Genomic DNA, 15,070 nt, shown 5'->3' on the forward strand with positions numbered 1-15,070 from the left:
TGGGGATGAGCTTGTGGGACAAAATCAAGGGCCTTCTGTCGAAGAACTCCGACAAGGTCGACATGGCGATCGACAAGGCAGGCGACTTGGTCGACTCCAAGACGCATGGCAAGTACAAGGACACCGTCGACAAGGTGCAAGTCGCGGCAAAAGGCGCTGTCGACAAGCCAGCTGAGGCTGCGGCACCGGTCGACAAGCCGGCAGAGGCCCCGGCGCCCGCCGACACACCCGCAGAGGCCGCCGATCCCAAGCCGTAGCGGGTGGCGAAGCTTTCTGTCCCGCTACCGGGAGTGGCATAGCGCTCGGCAGACGCAGAATCGCACGAATTCGCGGCGAATCATGCGATTCTGCGTCTGCTCGGTGCAACTAGACTCGCCCGATGGCCCAAAAGTACGAGTATGGAATCGATTTCGCCCGCGTCGACGCCATCGACATTCACACGCACGTCGAAGCCGATTGTCACGGCCACAAGTTCACTGACGACACGCTGAGCGCGGCGACCCAGAAGTACTTCAAGCTGCCCCCGGACCGCACCGCCACCGTCGACGCCGTCGCCGAGCACTATCGCCAGCGCAACATCGCTGCCGTGGTTTTCACCGTCGACGCCCAGACCGCGACAGGACACGCACCCAACTCCGTCGAGGACATGATCGACGGCGCCGCGCGCAACAACGACATCCTGATCCCGTTCGGCACCGTCGACCCCTGGACGGGCCAGCAGGCCGTGAACCGCGTGCGCCAACTCGTCGACGAATACGGCGTGAAGGGCTTCAAGTTTCATCCGAGCATGCAGGCGTTCGAGCCCAACGACCGGCGGTTCTACCCGATCTACCGCGCAATCGCCGACGCCGGGGTGCCCGCGTTGTTCCACACCGGCCAGACCGGGCTCGGCTCGGGCCTGCCCGGCGGCTACCGGATCAAGCTGCGCTACTCCGACCCGATGCTGCTCGACGACGTCGCGGCTGACTTCCCGGAGCTGACGATCGTGATGGCCCACCCGGCCGTGCCCTGGGTCGACGCGCAGATCGCGATCGCCACCCACAAGGCGAACGTGTATATCGATCTGTCGGGATGGTCGCCGAAGTACTTCCCGCCGCAGCTCGTGCACGCAGCCAACCGCCAGCTGAAGCGCAAGGTGCTGTTCGGCACGGACTACCCGTTCATCGAGGCCGACCGCTGGCGCCGCGACTTCGACACGCTCGAGATCGATCCCGAAGTGCTGCCACTGGTGTTCAAGGACAACGCGATGCGCGTGCTCGGGCTCACCCGATGAGTTTTCCCGTCGTCGGCTGTCTGTATCGAAAACCGTGAAAGGAATCCCCATGACCACCGACTACACCGCCCCGCTTGGCGCCCCTGTCTGGATCGACCTGTCCTCTTCGGACGTCGACCGGGCTCAAGAGTTCTACACCACTGTGTTCGGCTGGACGTTCGAGTCGCCCGGCCCCGACTACGGCGGCTACATCAACGCGTCCAAGGACGGCAGCATGGTCGCCGGGATGATGGCCAACGATCCGCAGTGGAACGCCCCGGACGGGTGGACCATCTACTTCCACACTGCTGACATCCAGGCGACGACGAAGGCGGCGGTCGCTGCTGGCGGAACAACATGCATTGAGCCGATGGAGGTGGCCGAAAAGGGCTGGATGGCAATGGGAACCGATCCCGCCGGTGCCGCGTACGGATTGTGGCAGCCGACCGGGCACCGCGGCTTCGAAGTCGTCGGCGAGGCGGGCGCACCTGTCTGGCATGAGCTGACCACCCGCGACTTCGCAAAGAACCTCGAGTTCTACCGAACTGTCCTCGGCTGGACCACCGATACTGTCTCCGACACCGACGAATTCCGTTATACAACAGCCGTTTTCAATGGAGAGCCGCTCATCGGAGTGATGGACGGTACCAGCTTCCTGCCTGAGGGCGTGCCGTCGTACTGGGCGGTGTACCTCGGCGCCGACGACGTCGACAAAACGCTGCAGCTGGTCGCAGAGAACGGCGGCAAGGTACTGCGGCCCGCCCAGGACACCCCGTATGGCCGGTTGGCTCAAGTCAGCGACCCCACCGGCGCGGTGTTCAACCTGTCTTCGCTGCGCTGACCGGTCCGTCCCCGGGCTGCTGGGCACGCTGACCCTTGCGCAGGGTGGCCAGCAGTTCCCGGTACGGGCCAACAAGATAAGCGGTGTCGCCCGCCGTCAGCCGCGTATCTCGTCGCGGGTGCAGCTGGGCCGGCTTGTCGCCCTGAGTGATCGCAAACACCCTTGTCTGCGTTGACATTTCGAACATCCTGATGCCGTCGAGTTCAGACTTCGGCTCGACCTTCACCGCGCCGACCATGAACGAACTCTGGCCGACCGAAAACGTGGTGATCACCTGCAGTCCCATGGCCGCGCCGATGAACCACGGCGTCGCCAGTTCGACGGTGGACCGTACATGGTCGAAATCGAAACGTTGCGCTGCCGCCGCGCCGAGCTCACGGTCGTAGAGCCGCATCACAATTGGCACATCAGGCCGGACCACCTCCGGCATGGTTCGCGGGCCGAACATCTCGCGGAGCACGATCCCGGTCTCGATGTTGGCCATGTCGTCCTGCGTCAAGATCGCGACCGCGCGAGCCACTTCGACGCGAGCCGATTCCAGCGTCTGCCTCAGCGTCGAGTCGCCGAAGATCACCGGAATTTCCAGATCGGCCGTTGTCGACAGGAAGCGGTTGTTGTCGTCGCGCTCGATCACGGCGACGTCGTACCCGGCGGCATAGAGGTCTGTGACCACGCGGATCCCGAACGACCCGAGGCCGACGACGACGATGTGGTTCCGCAGGTGCTGCGCCTTCCTGCGTCCCGAGGAGTAGGCGAAACGGCGCGACAGCAATACGTCGGCGATGAACGCCACCAGGATTGCCGTTGTGGTGACGCCGGCGAACATCAGCACGATGCCGAACAGCCGAAGCCAGGTCGGCTGGTCCTGGAAGCTGAAATCACCGTACCCGACCGTCGCGATCGTCTCCGTCGAGAAGTAAAGCGCGTCGACGAAGGACATCCCCGGCTTGTGGTAGCTATAGCGGAGCACCAGGGTCGAAACGATCAGCAGCGTCAGAGCCGCTGCCACCGAGCGAAAAAACATCGGGTTGATGTTGTCGCGAAACGAACGGATATTGTCCAGCGCCCGGCGGATCGGCGGGCGGCGAACCTTCGTCCCGGTTTGTTGCCTCGGAATTTTGATCCCGCGGGCGGCGAGCTCGTCGGCGGTGCCGATCATCGCGGTCCAGTCCCCGACACGTACCTGTTCGTCGCGGCCAGGACATGCCACGACCGCGCCCGGGTTGGGGGAGTTGTCGCCGTGGATGACCGCAACAGGCGCCAAGTCTCCGTAGATCTCACGCAATGACGCGTACCGCGGGGCCTCGGTGCCGGTGACGACAAAACGGGTGCCTGCCGCCTCGAACGTGTGGGTGGTGCGCGCGAGGCAGGCGTCGACGACCGCGGGGGCAGCCAGATCCGCGACGTCGAGGATCGCGCCCGGTCCGTTGCCGGCTGCGACGGCCTCGCGCAGCACACTGTTGGCGAGCCGGGCCACCACGCGGACGTCCGGGTTGGCTTCCCGGGCCAACAGCGCGATTTCGAGGTTGGTTGCGTCGTCGTCGTCCACGCAGATGACGGCGCTGGCTTGAGCCACCCCGGCGGACTTCAGATCGACGGCAGAAGCCGCGATCACAACCGACGCGTCGGCGCTGTCGAGCTCCTCGACGATACGCATTGCCAACGCGTCGTCGCCGTGGACGATGATGTGGCCCCGCACCCTGCGTAAGGCTACTCAGCCTTCTGACAGCTTGCTGACGACGCGCGCATTTCGGTCAGCTGTCCGCGGCCAACGCGAAGTCCGCGTAGTCAAATCCCGGCACGACGATGCAGCTGACCAAACACGGCTCGTCGTCGCGCGGACGCGCCCGCTGCCAGTAGCCCGCCGGCACCACCACCTGCGGCTGCTGTCCGGCATGAAAATCAGGCCCCACCAGATGTGTTTTGGCCGTGTGTTGTTCGCGGCCGACTTCGAGCAGCAGCGGGCCGCCTCGGTGATACAGCCAGAGTTCGGCGCTGCGTACGGTGTGCCATGCCGACTGCTGATCGGCCATGAGCAAGAAAAGTATGGCGGTGCCGGCGCTGCGCGGACCTGTGTAGTCGGACGGAAGGACCGACTGCGGAATCGTCACATCACTGCGCCACGTTTCCACGAACCAGCCGCCCTCCGGGTGTGGGGACATGCCAAGCCTGCGCGCCCAGTCCGGAATCTCGGCCATGGGTGCCCCTCTTCCGACTCTCGTGAAACCTGTCGCGAAGTCTCACAGTAATGCCGGATGGAGGAATCGCGGCGATCCCGTTGCTGCGAGTCGACGAACCACCGCTAGGGTGCCACCATGACCCGCCTGCGCCCAGGTTGGCTGGTGGTTTTGTTTGCCACAGTGATCTCCGTCAGCGGATGGTTTCCCTGGCGCACAACGACCGTTGGCGGGGGAGGCCATTCCAACGCGATGGGCGGTACCTTCGGCAGTATTTTGCCGCTTGGCAAGTTCGATTCCGGCCAGCTGATCGTACTGCTGGCGTCGGGTCTGATCGTGGCAGGCGCGATGACGGCGCGCAACCTGTCCGTCCGCATCTCTTCTCTTGCGGCACTGGTGCTTTCGCTGTCCATTGGCGCGCTGACGATCGTGTATTACCTCCAGAAGGTGCACCCACCCGTCGGCGCCGCTTTCGGGCTTTACATCGCTGCCGTCGCGACCGTGTTCGCGGTGGTGTGCTCGGTGTGGGGGGTATTGACCGCCTGGTCGATGACGCGGACCCCGACGTGAGCCGCTTCGTCGCACCGGTGGATCTTGTCGGTGCGCAGTGGGTGCGACTCGAGCCGCTGAGCGCTGACCATGTCTCCGAAATCGCCTGGGCGGCAAGCGATGGCGACCCGGGCCAGTTGTGGTTCACCATGGCGCCGTCGCCGCAGACGGCCGCCGAGTGGGTGAACCGGATGCTGGCGCTGCAGGACAGCGGTGGGCTGACGTACTTGGTACGCAGGCTGGACGGCACACCCGTGGGTTCGTCGAGCTACCTCAACGTCGACGGCGACAACCGCCGGCTCGAGATCGGGGCGACCTGGTACGCGGCGTCGGCACGTCGCACAGGTGTCAACTCGGAGACCAAGCTGCTCATGCTCGGCCATGCATTCGACACACTGAATTGTGTTGCGGTCGAGTTCCGCACGCATTTCTTCAACTTCACCAGCCGCACCGCGATCGAGAAGCTCGGCGCGAAGTGCGACGGTGTGCTGCGCAGCCACCAGATTCTCCCGGACGGGTCTCGGCGCGACACTGTGGTGTATTCGATTCTCGACCATGAATGGCCAGCCGTCAGGAGCCACTTGACATTTCGGCTCAGTCGGTACGCGCCTCCTGAGTAAACCCCGCCAGCGCTGCACGCACCGAGGGGGTGCGTTTGCCTGCCGCCAGCTCCAACAGCGCCGCCTCTGCCGTCATCCCGATCCACAGCTGCGCGCATGCCAGCGGATGGCGCCACCCCATGGCCTTGAAGTCGGCTTCCACGATCCGCGCGGTGCTGGCATTGCGGGTACCGATCTCCTCGGCGGTCGCGGGCTCAGCGCGGGCCTCGAGCAGTAGCGCCCGCACCCCCCGGTCGCGCAGGCAGCCGTCGAGGTACGTAGCGGCCGACGTGATCAGGCGGTCCCGGCCCGCGGGCATGTCTGAGGTGGCGCTCTGGATTTCGGACAGCAGGCGGTCGTGGAATTCACGATGCAGCGCAAGCAGATAACTCGCCCGGTCACCGAAATGGTGGAAGAACGTCCCCTTCGACACCTGCGCCTCCTCGACTAGCAGGTTGATCGACAGCCCTGTCAACCCCGTGCGCTCGGCCAGCCGCAGACCGGCATCGATCAGCGCGAGCCGGGTGCGGGCGGCCGATGCCTGTCGACTGGACACGGTTGCGTTCGTCATGCCCACGAGGCTAACGTTGACTGACCGGTCGGTCAATGAAAATGAGGTGAGGGTATGTCCACGGTGACCACGCGCGTCGGAGCTGTCGCATATGAGGAGACCGGTGCGGGCCGGCCCGTGGTACTGCTTCACGCGACCCTGCACGATCGCCACGACTTCGATCCCGTCGTGGACTCGCTTGCCGAGCATCACCGCGTGATCGCGGTCGATTGGCCAAGCCACGGCGAGTCCGAGTTCGTCGAGAACATCACCGGCCCGTTGCTGGCTGACGTGCTCGAGGACGTCGTCGACGCGCTGGGGTTGAAAGACATTGTGCTGATTGGCAACTCGGTAGGCGGATCGGCGGCCGCCCGGCTTGCGATCACGCGACCCTCGCTGGTTGCCGGCCTGGTGCTGGTGAACACCGGCGGGTTCGTGCCGAACACGCTGCCCACGAGGGCGTTCTGCCGCATCATGGGCACCGAGTCGGTGGCCCGCCGGGTGCTGCCGCGATTCGTGAAGGCCTACATGAAGCCGCGAACGGAAAGCGACGAACGCATCGTCGAGGACGTGACCGCCCGGGCCCGGAACCGGGAGGGTGTACACACCGCGGCGTCGATGTGGAGGAGCTTCAGCACACCGGAGTACGACTTGCGTGCCCGCGCACATCTGATCACCGCGCCGACGTTAATCGTTTGGGGCGACCGCGATCCCACGCTGTCTGCGCGAATCGGAGAAGCGACGCACAAGGCGATACCACACTCCGGGCTGCACATGTTGGACACCGGACACGTGGTGTTCTCCTCCGAGCCTGGCGGCTTCCTGCGCCTGGTCAACCCGTTCCTGGAATCCATCGATGCCTCCGCCGCGAAATGGAATTCCATGTAGGAGATCTCGGCGAATCACGACGCTGGTCTCTGTCTCGCGGCGGGTAGGCACGCATACTGACGAGGTGACGGCCATCGGCGGCGATCGACGGGTGCTGTTGGTCGCGATCCTGTCGTCGTTCGTCGCATTCCTTGACGGCTCCGTGGTCAACCTTGCATTGCCGGCCATCGCCCGCGATCTGCACGGCGGCCTGCCCCTGCAGCAGTGGATCGTCGACTCGTACCTGCTGGCACTTGGCGCGCTGATCCTGGTGGCCGGTTCCATCTCGGACATGTTCGGCCGCATTCCGGTTCTCCGTTGGGGCCTTGTCGCGTTCGGTGCGGGCTCGGCCCTGGCCGCGGCGGCGCCATCGGGTTTGATCCTGATCACCGCCCGGCTGGTCCAGGGCGTGGGCGCCGCGTTCCTCGTGCCGAGTTCGCTCGCCCTGATCAACTCGTCGTTCAGCCACGACGAGCAGCCGAAGGCGATCGGCACCTGGACGGCGTGGACGGGAACCGCGTTCGTGGCCGGGCCGCTTCTGGGCGGACTCGCGGTGGACCTGCTGAACTGGCGATGGATCTTCGTCCTCTCGGCGGTTCCGGCCGTGGCGACGTTCGTGCTGTCGTTCGGTCTGCAGGTGAGAGAGCCCCCTGCCAGTCACGCTCGCATCGACGTAGTCGGCGCCGTCCTCGGCGCAGCGGGCCTGGCCGCGACGGTGTTCGCGCTGATCGAACTGCAACGGCTCGGGCTATCCCACCCAGCGGTCGCGGTGTCACTCGGTGCGGGAGTCGTCAGCCTCGCGGCGTTCGTCTGGTGGGAATTCCATGCTGAGCACCCGATGCTGCCGATGCACCTCTTCGCGATCCGCAACTTCGGGGTCGGCAATCTGGAGACCGCGTTCATCTATGCCGCGCTTTCGATTGGAATGCTGGCTGTCACGCTGTTCCTGCAGGAGGTCGCGGGCTTCACCGCCACCCAGGCCGGCCTCGCGACTCTGCCATTGCCGGTGCTGTCGTTTCTGCTTGCCGCCCGCGTCGGTGCGTTGGCGGCCCGGGTCGGCCCGCGGCTGTTCATGTCACTCGGCCCACTGCTTGCCGGTACGGGATTCGCGATCATGCGACCCGCTGCGGGCCATTTCGACTTCTGGACCCAATTGCTTCCGGGGCTCGTGCTTTTCGGGCTGGGGATGACGACGACGGTGACGCCGTTGACGTCGGCGATCTTGGCCGCGGTCGACCCGTCGCAGAGCGGCATCGGGTCGGCTATCAACAACGCCGTGTCGCGCATCGCGGGATTGATCGCCGTGGCCCTAGCGGGGACGGTCGCCGGCGGCATATTGGACTACGTCAGCTTCCGCAGGCTCGCCATCGTCAGCGCTGGAATGTTCGCACTCGGCGGCATCGTCGCCGCGATCGGGATCCGCAATCCCGCCAAGCCGAAACCGGTTGCCGATCAAGCGATTGCGCAGTGCCGCGATCGGGTGGGCGCCCCACCCGCGGGCTACGCGGCCAGATCGACGGGGTAGAGCCGGTGACTGCCGCCGAAGCCCTTGAGTTCGACGTCGCGCGGCGGTCCGACATCGATGTCGTCAGCAACCGCATCGCGGACCGGTTCGCTGATCAGGATTTCCCCGCCGTCGGCCTCGGCTGCTACCCGTGCGGCCATGGCGACGTTGCGGCCAAACAGGTCGTCGCCGCGCCGCACCGACTTGCCCATGTGAATGCCGATCCGCACGCGAATACCGTTGGTCCCCGGCCTTTTTGCGTGCTTGGCGAGCGCCCGCTGCATGTCGACGCTGCAGCCGACGGCCTGCTGCGGCTCTGCGAAGGCCACCATGAAACCGTCGCCCTGGCTCTTGACGACGTGGCCGTGGTGGTTGTTGACGAGCTTGCGAACGAGCTTGTCGTGCTGGCCGAGCAGTCGCACCCAAGCCTTGTCGCCCATGCGTTCGTTCATCGCCGTCGATTCCTCGATGTCGGAGAACAGGATCACGACGTTGCCGTCCGGTGTCAGTCGGGCGAGGTCGGGGCGTTCCACCTCGGCCCAATCTGCCAGCTCTTCGATCGAACTGCGCACCGCGGCACCAAAGCCCTCCTTGCGGATCACGTTCGCGGTCTGCCAGAGCGTTTTGACGGCTCCGCGCCCACCGGTGATGAGCTGCTGGCGGGTGTCGACGCGGCTGCGCAACTCGTCGGCTTCAGCGCGCGATCGGGTAAGCAGGACCCACAGCGTAATTAGGCCGACGGCCTCGGCGACGGCGATGCCGATAACCACCCAGAGCACGACGTGGGGCATGGCTAGCCGCCGAACAACAGGTAGAGACCGGTGAACGTGTAGCCGACCATAACGAGCATCATCGCCAATTGTCCCGTCAGCTGGTGGCCTTTGGGTAAAAGTCGCAGGGCTTTGTCGTGCGCGGCGATCACCGCGGCGATGTGGCCGGCCACCACGCATGCCACCTTGATCGTGGCCAGCACGGACGGATGCATCGACAACACGTAGGAAACGTGAGCATGGCTGAGGCCCAGCAGATTCCAGCCACGGCCCAGCGGATCGCCGAGCAGGATCATCGTCTGTTGCCCGCGTTCGACGAGAAAAGACAGGTAGTGGGCGAAGATGTAGCCCACCACGATCGGGATCAGCGAGTGCGCCATCTGCCCAGGCAGCGCGCGGCGCTCTTGCCGGTCGACGCCGCCGGTGGCGCACGCGGCCGACGAGAACGTCACGGCGACAACCAGCGCGAAGACCGCGAGCCCGCACGTCTTCACGAGCGTGGTGACCAGTGAAGAGTGCCCCGAGATGTCGCCGACGAAAGTGCGCCACCCAGGCGTCTGGGAGAAGCTGTCGAACGCCGTCGAGCCGAGCAACACCGCAAGCACGGCAACGATCCCGGGTCGCACCGGCAACGACGGCAGGTGGTCGAACGGATTGCCGATGACGATGCGGTGGTTCTCTGCGTTACGGCGGAATGGCGACAGCCGCGACACCACGACGCTGTACACCTCGAATGGATCCGCCCGCGCAAACCACTGCGTGCCCCACACGGCAGCTCCCAGCGACATCGCGGCGGCATACCCCAGCAGCCACAGCTTGATCGCGAACAGCGAGCCGGGGTCAGGGCTGGCCAGTTCCAGCCAAACGAACGCGAACAGGCCGAACGCGGCGGGGTAGTAACCCAGTGAAGCTGGGTAGGTAGCACGCTGGAATCGTAAGTGCGACAGAGTCATTCGGTACAGCGTCCGCATTGGCGAAAAAGGCCGCCAGAACGGGCCGACGAGAAGAGAGACGGCGACCAGCCCCACCCACAGCAGCACGTAGAACACCCCCGGGAGCGCGTTCTTGCTGTTCTGCGGACCGAAGAAACCCGCAGCCAGCACCCACACCGTCAGAACCAGCCCCAGCGCCGCGACCGTCCAGCGGGTGACGGTGGAGTCAACGACCCGGGTGAGCCAATTCGGCAGGGGATGGCCCGGTTTGGCGGGATCGAACCGTGGTGTGCGCCAGGCCAGCGCTACGACGGCGAACGTGAACGTCAGCGCCCACGCCGCGCCGACAAGCGCATAGCCTAGGGGGACAGGAAGATCAGTGGAGCCGCCGATGCCGTGCGCCAGCACGGCGTCGTGCCCCGTCATTGCGGATGATGTTCCTTGTCAGATGAATTCGCTTCGTCTCGGCGGTCCCGCACGGCCACCCACAGCACGACGCCGACGACGGCCACCGCCGGGACGAACGCCGGTATCGCCAGCAGGAGGGCGTGGTGGGCGACGATCTCGTTGTGCATAGTCAGACCTGAACGTGCGGACTGTCCTCGGTTTCAGCGCTGGTTTCCTTGTCCCGCAGATTGATTCGGCCGGCGCCCCATGTCAGACCTGCGATCAGGACGAGCGTGCAGACCAGCACCACGGCACCGCCGATGGGCCACAGCGCGCCGTGATCGAAACTGCGCTCGCGCTGCAGCACGGTGATCTCCGGGACGAAATGCGCGGTGCCGAAGATGTCCTTGATGTTGTCGGAACCGAGCTGTCGAACGGCGACGCCCGCCGCGGGCTTGTTGATTCCGGGGTCTGCCGCCAGATAGAGCGGGACGCCCGCCATCGTCTTGCCGTCCTGCACGCGCAGAAGCGTCTTCCACGAGCCCCAGAGCGGGATGGGTTTGGTCGAGACGTAACGGCCGTGTCCGACCGCCTTGAGTTTGTCGATGACGATCCCGCGATCGTTGGCGATGCCGCCCTGCCACGCGAGTATGGACACCCATTCGGGGTCCTCACTGACCAAATTGTCGGGATACAGCTGCACGTCCGCGGTGAACATGTGGCGACCGGTGTTCGGCACCTCGTGCAACTTGATCGTCGCCTGCGTGGATTCGTCGGGCACCGTGTACTGCAGGCCGTTGACGGTGGCACCGCCGATTACGAGCACGGTCGCCGCCACGACTCCGATGCCGATGGCCCGCTTGGGCAATGGTTGGCCGGTGAACACCATGCCGAGCATCGCGCCGCACATGCCGACGAGGACGGCCACCGGGATCGCCATCGCAAGTGCCTCCACCCACATGCTCGTCGGCCATGGGTAGTAGTAAACGTTGGCAATCCACAAGGACTCGAGGAACAGACCCAGTGTGGCAATCCCCAGCCCGCTGACGGCGCCGAACACGATGGGCCGCTTCATCAGCGGGGTCAGCGCGATCAACTCGACCACTACAGCCGGACCGAGGTACAGCGGAAACCAGTTGATGGGTGCGCCCAGAATCGGCCCCACGATCAGCGCCACGCCACCGCGCAGACCGATCGCCACGACAGCCGCGATGATCGCCGCCCCACGCCCGAGCATCATCCGCGCGGCAACCAGACCGAGAGACGCCGCGGCCGCGATGAGCATCGGCTGGAACACCAGCCGGAATTGCGGCACACCGAAATCGAACTCGATCTGGAACACCGACATGCCGATGACGATTCCGGCGAAACCCAAGTACTGCACGAACTTGATACCGACACCGTCTTTGCGTTGCTCCTCTGGCGCGGTCGCCATCCGTCCTTCGTGCTCCAGCAACAACGCGGTCAGCGTCGCGAAGCCCGCTCCGCCGATCATCATCAAATGTGTTGGCCCCCAAAGTGTGACGTCTTGCCCAAAGAGACGGTGCCAGACGTCGTCAAGGGGGAAACCGAACAATGCATACAGCCCACAGCCCGCCATCAGGATGCCCCCGACGGGTGCGTACCAGGTCTTGGTGATGCGCACCGCGGCTGGACCGGGCTTGTCGTACGGCAGGACTATCGCGAGCATGCCCGCCACGAAGATCCCGAACAGGCCGATGATGATGAAGTAGTGCGCCGGGTTGGCCAGCGGGCCGGGATCGCGGCCTTTGCCGATGTGCAGGCTCACGTCCCAGATGAAGCCGAACAGCGCGACGATGATCATCGTGATGAACAAGCCCACGGGCATCGCCACCCAGACCGGTCGCTTGAAGCGTCGGGCGAACACCTCCGCCAGCCTGTTGAGCCAAGTGATCTTTCGCTTGCGGTGTAGATAGCCGACCCAGAGCAGCAGGGCCATCACCACCGCCGCCACTGCACTGAGGCCGATGACCTGGTCGAGCGCGGCTCCCCCGCCCTCGGACGTCGCAGCTAATATCGACATGTTTGCGAACTCCCCGTTGATCACGCACTGAGTATGGCTTACCGGGTACCGCCGGTAACAGCTCTTGAAACCAACGATCGTTGACTCTGGCAAAGTGGCCAACTCTAGGCAAGTGTGAAGGGGTGGACGGCATGACGGACGACCGCGAGCACGGCCTCGCCGAGAAGATGGCAGAGCTGGCTCGGCGAGTCGCTGCACCCAGCAGCGTCGATGACGTGCTGAAAAGCGTTACGTCCACTGCGCTCGAGATCATCCCTGGTGTTGATGTTGCAGGCGTGCTGCTGATCTCGAAGGGGGGGAAGTTCGAGACGCACGCGGGTACGTCGGATCTTGCTGGTGAGTTGGACCGGTTGCAGCAGGTATTCCAAGAGGGGCCGTGCGTCGAGGCGGCGATCGATGAGCTGATTGTCCGAACCGAGGATTTCGAGGGGGAGCAGCGCTGGCCGCGCTACGCGCAAAGCGTCGTCAAGCTCGGCATTCGCAGTGGGCTGTCGTTCAAGCTGTACACCAGCGAGTCCACCGCCGGAGCACTCAACCTTTTCGGGTTCGAGCCGCACGTATTCGACTCGCAATCCGAGGCCGTCGGGTCGGTGCTGGCAGCGCATGCGGCCGCAGCGATCCTGGCAAGCCGCCGCGGCGAGCAATTGGAGTCGGCGCTGACGTCCCGCGACCTGATCGGGCAGGCCAAGGGCATCATCATGGAGCGCTACAAGGTCGACGCGGTGCGGGCGTTCGAGATGCTGCGCGAGCTGTCGCAGACGAGCAACACCAAACTCGTGGACATCGCGCAGAGCGTGGTCGATTCGTCGACCTGACCTGCGCCGCAAGAATCCTCCAAGGTGCCGCCGGCACCGTTGCACACCTGGTCGGGGAAGACCTGGCGAGGGGTGGACACACATGAACAGGCACGCTGTGCGCTTGGCGACGACGGCGCTGGTGGCCGGTGGGTTGGGCTTAGCTGGATTGGGGCTGGGCGCTGGAACCGCACACGCCTACGTTTACGGCCCCTTCCAATGGTGCCCGGGGCAACCGCTGCCGAACGATCCGCCGCGACCGGACGACCAACTCGTGTGGGACATGAGTATCTGCCATACCTATTGGTTCGACTACGACGTGCGAACCCACGCACCTGCCCGCTATTGGGAAGGGCCGAATCTGTTTCCGACGCCGATCCCGCCGCCTCCGCCGCCGGCGAATCCGCCGAACATCTTCGAGCAGTGCCCCGGGCTCATACCGTTCGTCAACTGCTTGCCCGGCCTGTAGCCCTCAGCCGGCAGCCCACTTCTTGGCACGGTCGAGCTCGTCGAGGCGAAACATTTTCAGCTCGCCTGGGACCATCCACGCGAGTGCATGAAGCGTGTGAGCGACCCACTCCTTATCCGATACCACCGCGATGCGTTTGAAGTCCGAATGATGTTGGAAGAGGGCACCGAAGCCAAGCTTGAGGTCCTCGACCAACCCTCCCGGGCCAAAACCTTCGTAATCGTCGGCGATGACCTCGACGATCCTGATCTCGCCAGACTTCAACGCCTCGTCCATCACCGGCTTGAAGTCGCGCAGGTCATCACCAGCTACGCGGCCCGAGACGCTGATCCCGGTCACTCCCTCCGGCATGTCTTTCAGCATTTCGATCATTGAGTTTCCTTCACACCTCGCTCATAGCTGGATCCTGGCGCCGGACACCGACATTCTCGCCGAAAGTGACGCTACGTAGACAAAACGCGAGTGACGACCGCCATAACGTAACTTTCGAGCGGACTCGAGGCGGACGAGCTGGCCTGGGACCGTTGCGGCTACCCGGGACCAGCAGTGCCGTAGCCGTAATCCGACGAACGGCGGCGCATGCGCCGCCGGAGCGGGAAGAAAAGCATGATGCCCAGAAGAACAACTCCCCCGAGGAGGGGCGCGGGTCCCCCCAAAACGAGTTCGCATAGGCGCTATTTCCGTGAATACGGACGTCTATGTCTGTACCAGCGCTTCCCTTGGGTACATCGTGGACGGTCAACGTCTGTTTCGTTCCGTCGTCGCGCTGCCATGTGCCGTCGCAGGTTTCCAGCCAACCAGACCCGCGGCTGGTAACCCGATGCCGGCACTTTGTGAGGTGGACTTTGGCGGCGGTGCCGGAATGCTGCTGCCAGGTGTCGTAGCCGCCGTATCCGATCAAGGCCAGCGCCACGACGACCGTCAGGATGGTGCCGATAACGCCGCGAGTTCGACGGCGGCCATCTCCCGTTTGCTGCGTCATGGCAAACGACGCTAGCCGCCGATGCGTATCAGCGGAGGCAAACGTCACTCATCATGGCCGGTGTGATTCGCAGTCGTCGGCCGCGCCTTGCGGGGCACGTTCAGGTGATGAGTTAGCCAGCCGAGAAGCCTACGAATCGCCGGCTTGTCATGAGGCTTCGTTGGCTCGTGTCTGGATATCTCCGGAATCCGTTGGGTCGTTTTGGAATTGGGCTGCGCTGCTAATCCACTCGCAGACACCTTGGAGATGCCGGCGTTCGCGGTTTTCGGTGCCGCATCCGCCGATGGCTGTGCCGCGGCGCGGGCCATCGTGGAACTCGTCGACGACGCGCCTGAACCGATGAGGGTCAGGCC

18 protein-coding genes are annotated in these 15,070 nt (G+C 64.7%); 10 read left to right on the top strand and 8 right to left on the bottom strand.

Going from position 1 to position 15,070, the window contains the following annotated elements:
* The first annotated feature begins 5 nt into the window (after positions 1–5).
* From QOH60_RS09225 to QOH60_RS09235, 3 genes are all read left to right on the top strand, one after another.
* Positions 6–257, top strand: a complete 252-nt coding sequence (locus QOH60_RS09225; RefSeq protein ID WP_526419375.1) for an Rv0909 family putative TA system antitoxin — start codon at positions 6–8, stop codon at positions 255–257.
* 122 nt (positions 258–379) lie between these two features.
* Positions 380–1,273, top strand: a complete 894-nt coding sequence (locus QOH60_RS09230; RefSeq protein ID WP_526419377.1) for an amidohydrolase family protein — start codon at positions 380–382, stop codon at positions 1,271–1,273.
* A 49-nt stretch (positions 1,274–1,322) separates the two neighbouring features.
* On the top strand, positions 1,323–2,093 hold the full coding sequence (locus tag QOH60_RS09235; protein ID WP_526419379.1) for a VOC family protein: 771 nt from the start codon (positions 1,323–1,325) through the stop codon (positions 2,091–2,093).
* Here QOH60_RS09235 and QOH60_RS09240 read toward each other — a convergent pair.
* Complete coding sequence (locus tag QOH60_RS09240) at positions 2,071–3,750, bottom strand: NAD-binding protein (protein ID WP_526419412.1); 1,680 nt, start codon at positions 3,748–3,750, stop codon at positions 2,071–2,073. The two genes, QOH60_RS09235 and QOH60_RS09240, sit on opposite strands and share 23 nt — an antisense overlap.
* 97 nt (positions 3,751–3,847) lie before the next feature.
* Positions 3,848–4,291, bottom strand: a complete 444-nt coding sequence (locus tag QOH60_RS09245) for a cupin domain-containing protein (protein ID WP_526419381.1) — start codon at positions 4,289–4,291, stop codon at positions 3,848–3,850.
* A gap of 117 nt (positions 4,292–4,408) precedes the next feature.
* On the opposite strand from QOH60_RS09245, the gene QOH60_RS09250 reads away from it, so the two are divergent.
* Positions 4,409–4,840, top strand: coding sequence for a hypothetical protein (locus QOH60_RS09250; protein WP_526419383.1), 432 nt, complete (start codon positions 4,409–4,411; stop codon positions 4,838–4,840).
* Positions 4,837–5,439, top strand: a complete 603-nt coding sequence (locus QOH60_RS09255) for a GNAT family N-acetyltransferase (protein WP_526419385.1) — start codon at positions 4,837–4,839, stop codon at positions 5,437–5,439. The genes QOH60_RS09250 and QOH60_RS09255 overlap by 4 nt, the downstream gene beginning before the upstream one ends.
* Here the strand turns inward: QOH60_RS09255 and QOH60_RS09260 are convergent.
* A complete protein-coding gene (locus QOH60_RS09260; RefSeq protein ID WP_526419387.1) occupies positions 5,414–5,989 on the bottom strand; it encodes a TetR/AcrR family transcriptional regulator in 576 nt (191 codons plus the stop codon). The genes QOH60_RS09255 and QOH60_RS09260 overlap by 26 nt on opposite strands.
* Positions 5,990–6,043: 54 nt before the next feature.
* Between QOH60_RS09260 and QOH60_RS09265 the strand changes: the two genes are divergently transcribed.
* On the top strand, positions 6,044–6,856 hold the full coding sequence (locus QOH60_RS09265) for an alpha/beta fold hydrolase (protein WP_526419389.1): 813 nt from the start codon (positions 6,044–6,046) through the stop codon (positions 6,854–6,856).
* Positions 6,857–6,920: 64 nt separating this feature from the next.
* The gene (locus tag QOH60_RS09270; RefSeq protein ID WP_526419391.1) at positions 6,921–8,360 is read left to right on the top strand and encodes an MFS transporter; all 1,440 of its coding nucleotides are present in this window, start codon (positions 6,921–6,923) and stop codon (positions 8,358–8,360) included.
* On the opposite strand, the gene QOH60_RS09275 is transcribed toward QOH60_RS09270, so the two are convergent.
* Genes QOH60_RS09275 through QOH60_RS09290 form a run of 4 tightly spaced genes read right to left on the bottom strand, consistent with a single transcriptional unit; the run spans position 8,336 to position 12,472 of the window.
* Complete coding sequence (locus QOH60_RS09275; RefSeq protein ID WP_526419393.1) at positions 8,336–9,130, bottom strand: adenylate/guanylate cyclase domain-containing protein; 795 nt, start codon at positions 9,128–9,130, stop codon at positions 8,336–8,338. The two genes, QOH60_RS09270 and QOH60_RS09275, sit on opposite strands and share 25 nt — an antisense overlap.
* 2 nt (positions 9,131–9,132) lie before the next feature.
* On the bottom strand, positions 9,133–10,467 hold the full coding sequence (locus QOH60_RS09280; protein WP_526419395.1) for a hypothetical protein: 1,335 nt from the start codon (positions 10,465–10,467) through the stop codon (positions 9,133–9,135).
* Positions 10,464–10,616: a hypothetical protein gene (locus tag QOH60_RS09285; RefSeq protein WP_526419397.1), complete on the bottom strand. Its 153-nt coding sequence runs from the start codon at positions 10,614–10,616 to the stop codon at positions 10,464–10,466. Before QOH60_RS09285 ends, QOH60_RS09280 begins: the two co-directional genes overlap by 4 nt.
* A gap of 2 nt (positions 10,617–10,618) precedes the next feature.
* Positions 10,619–12,472, bottom strand: coding sequence for a hypothetical protein (locus tag QOH60_RS09290; RefSeq protein WP_526419414.1), 1,854 nt, complete (start codon positions 12,470–12,472; stop codon positions 10,619–10,621).
* Between the two features lie 131 nt (positions 12,473–12,603).
* Here QOH60_RS09290 and QOH60_RS09295 point away from each other — a divergent pair, with 131 nt between their 5' ends.
* Positions 12,604–13,287, top strand: coding sequence for an ANTAR domain-containing protein (locus QOH60_RS09295; RefSeq protein ID WP_526419398.1), 684 nt, complete (start codon positions 12,604–12,606; stop codon positions 13,285–13,287).
* Positions 13,288–13,369: 82 nt separating this feature from the next.
* Positions 13,370–13,735 (top strand): hypothetical protein, encoded by a 366-nt coding sequence (locus QOH60_RS09300; protein WP_526419400.1) that lies wholly within the window; start codon positions 13,370–13,372, stop codon positions 13,733–13,735.
* 3 nt (positions 13,736–13,738) lie between these two features.
* Here the strand turns inward: QOH60_RS09300 and QOH60_RS09305 are convergent, their stop codons facing one another.
* Positions 13,739–14,107, bottom strand: coding sequence for an STAS/SEC14 domain-containing protein (locus QOH60_RS09305; protein WP_526419402.1), 369 nt, complete (start codon positions 14,105–14,107; stop codon positions 13,739–13,741).
* Between the two features lie 310 nt (positions 14,108–14,417).
* Between QOH60_RS09305 and QOH60_RS09310 the strand changes: the two genes are divergently transcribed.
* A complete protein-coding gene (locus QOH60_RS09310) occupies positions 14,418–14,732 on the top strand; it encodes a hypothetical protein (protein WP_526419404.1) in 315 nt (104 codons plus the stop codon).
* Positions 14,733–15,070 lie beyond the last annotated feature (338 nt).

The sequence above is a fragment of the Mycobacterium sp. genome, assembly GCF_032159765.1.
Lineage (GTDB): Bacteria > Actinomycetota > Actinomycetes > Mycobacteriales > Mycobacteriaceae > Mycobacterium.

What these genes read in the sequence shown, in the direction of transcription:
- QOH60_RS09225 (WP_526419375.1), top strand. Translation starts at nt 6, where the DNA reads ATGAGCTTGTGGGACAAAATCAAGGGCCTTCTGTCGAAGAACTCCGAC.
- QOH60_RS09230 (WP_526419377.1), top strand. Translation starts at nt 380, where the DNA reads ATGGCCCAAAAGTACGAGTATGGAATCGATTTCGCCCGCGTCGACGCC.
- QOH60_RS09235 (WP_526419379.1), top strand. Translation starts at nt 1,323, where the DNA reads ATGACCACCGACTACACCGCCCCGCTTGGCGCCCCTGTCTGGATCGAC.
- QOH60_RS09240 (WP_526419412.1), bottom strand. Translation starts at nt 3,750, where the DNA reads ATGCGTATCGTCGAGGAGCTCGACAGCGCCGACGCGTCGGTTGTGATC.
- QOH60_RS09245 (WP_526419381.1), bottom strand. Translation starts at nt 4,291, where the DNA reads ATGGCCGAGATTCCGGACTGGGCGCGCAGGCTTGGCATGTCCCCACAC.
- QOH60_RS09250 (WP_526419383.1), top strand. Translation starts at nt 4,409, where the DNA reads ATGACCCGCCTGCGCCCAGGTTGGCTGGTGGTTTTGTTTGCCACAGTG.
- QOH60_RS09260 (WP_526419387.1), bottom strand. Translation starts at nt 5,989, where the DNA reads ATGACGAACGCAACCGTGTCCAGTCGACAGGCATCGGCCGCCCGCACC.
- QOH60_RS09265 (WP_526419389.1), top strand. Translation starts at nt 6,044, where the DNA reads ATGTCCACGGTGACCACGCGCGTCGGAGCTGTCGCATATGAGGAGACC.
- QOH60_RS09275 (WP_526419393.1), bottom strand. Translation starts at nt 9,130, where the DNA reads ATGCCCCACGTCGTGCTCTGGGTGGTTATCGGCATCGCCGTCGCCGAG.
- QOH60_RS09280 (WP_526419395.1), bottom strand. Translation starts at nt 10,467, where the DNA reads ATGACGGGGCACGACGCCGTGCTGGCGCACGGCATCGGCGGCTCCACT.
- QOH60_RS09285 (WP_526419397.1), bottom strand. Translation starts at nt 10,616, where the DNA reads ATGCACAACGAGATCGTCGCCCACCACGCCCTCCTGCTGGCGATACCG.
- QOH60_RS09290 (WP_526419414.1), bottom strand. Translation starts at nt 12,472, where the DNA reads ATGTCGATATTAGCTGCGACGTCCGAGGGCGGGGGAGCCGCGCTCGAC.
- QOH60_RS09295 (WP_526419398.1), top strand. Translation starts at nt 12,604, where the DNA reads ATGACGGACGACCGCGAGCACGGCCTCGCCGAGAAGATGGCAGAGCTG.
- QOH60_RS09300 (WP_526419400.1), top strand. Translation starts at nt 13,370, where the DNA reads ATGAACAGGCACGCTGTGCGCTTGGCGACGACGGCGCTGGTGGCCGGT.
- QOH60_RS09305 (WP_526419402.1), bottom strand. Translation starts at nt 14,107, where the DNA reads ATGATCGAAATGCTGAAAGACATGCCGGAGGGAGTGACCGGGATCAGC.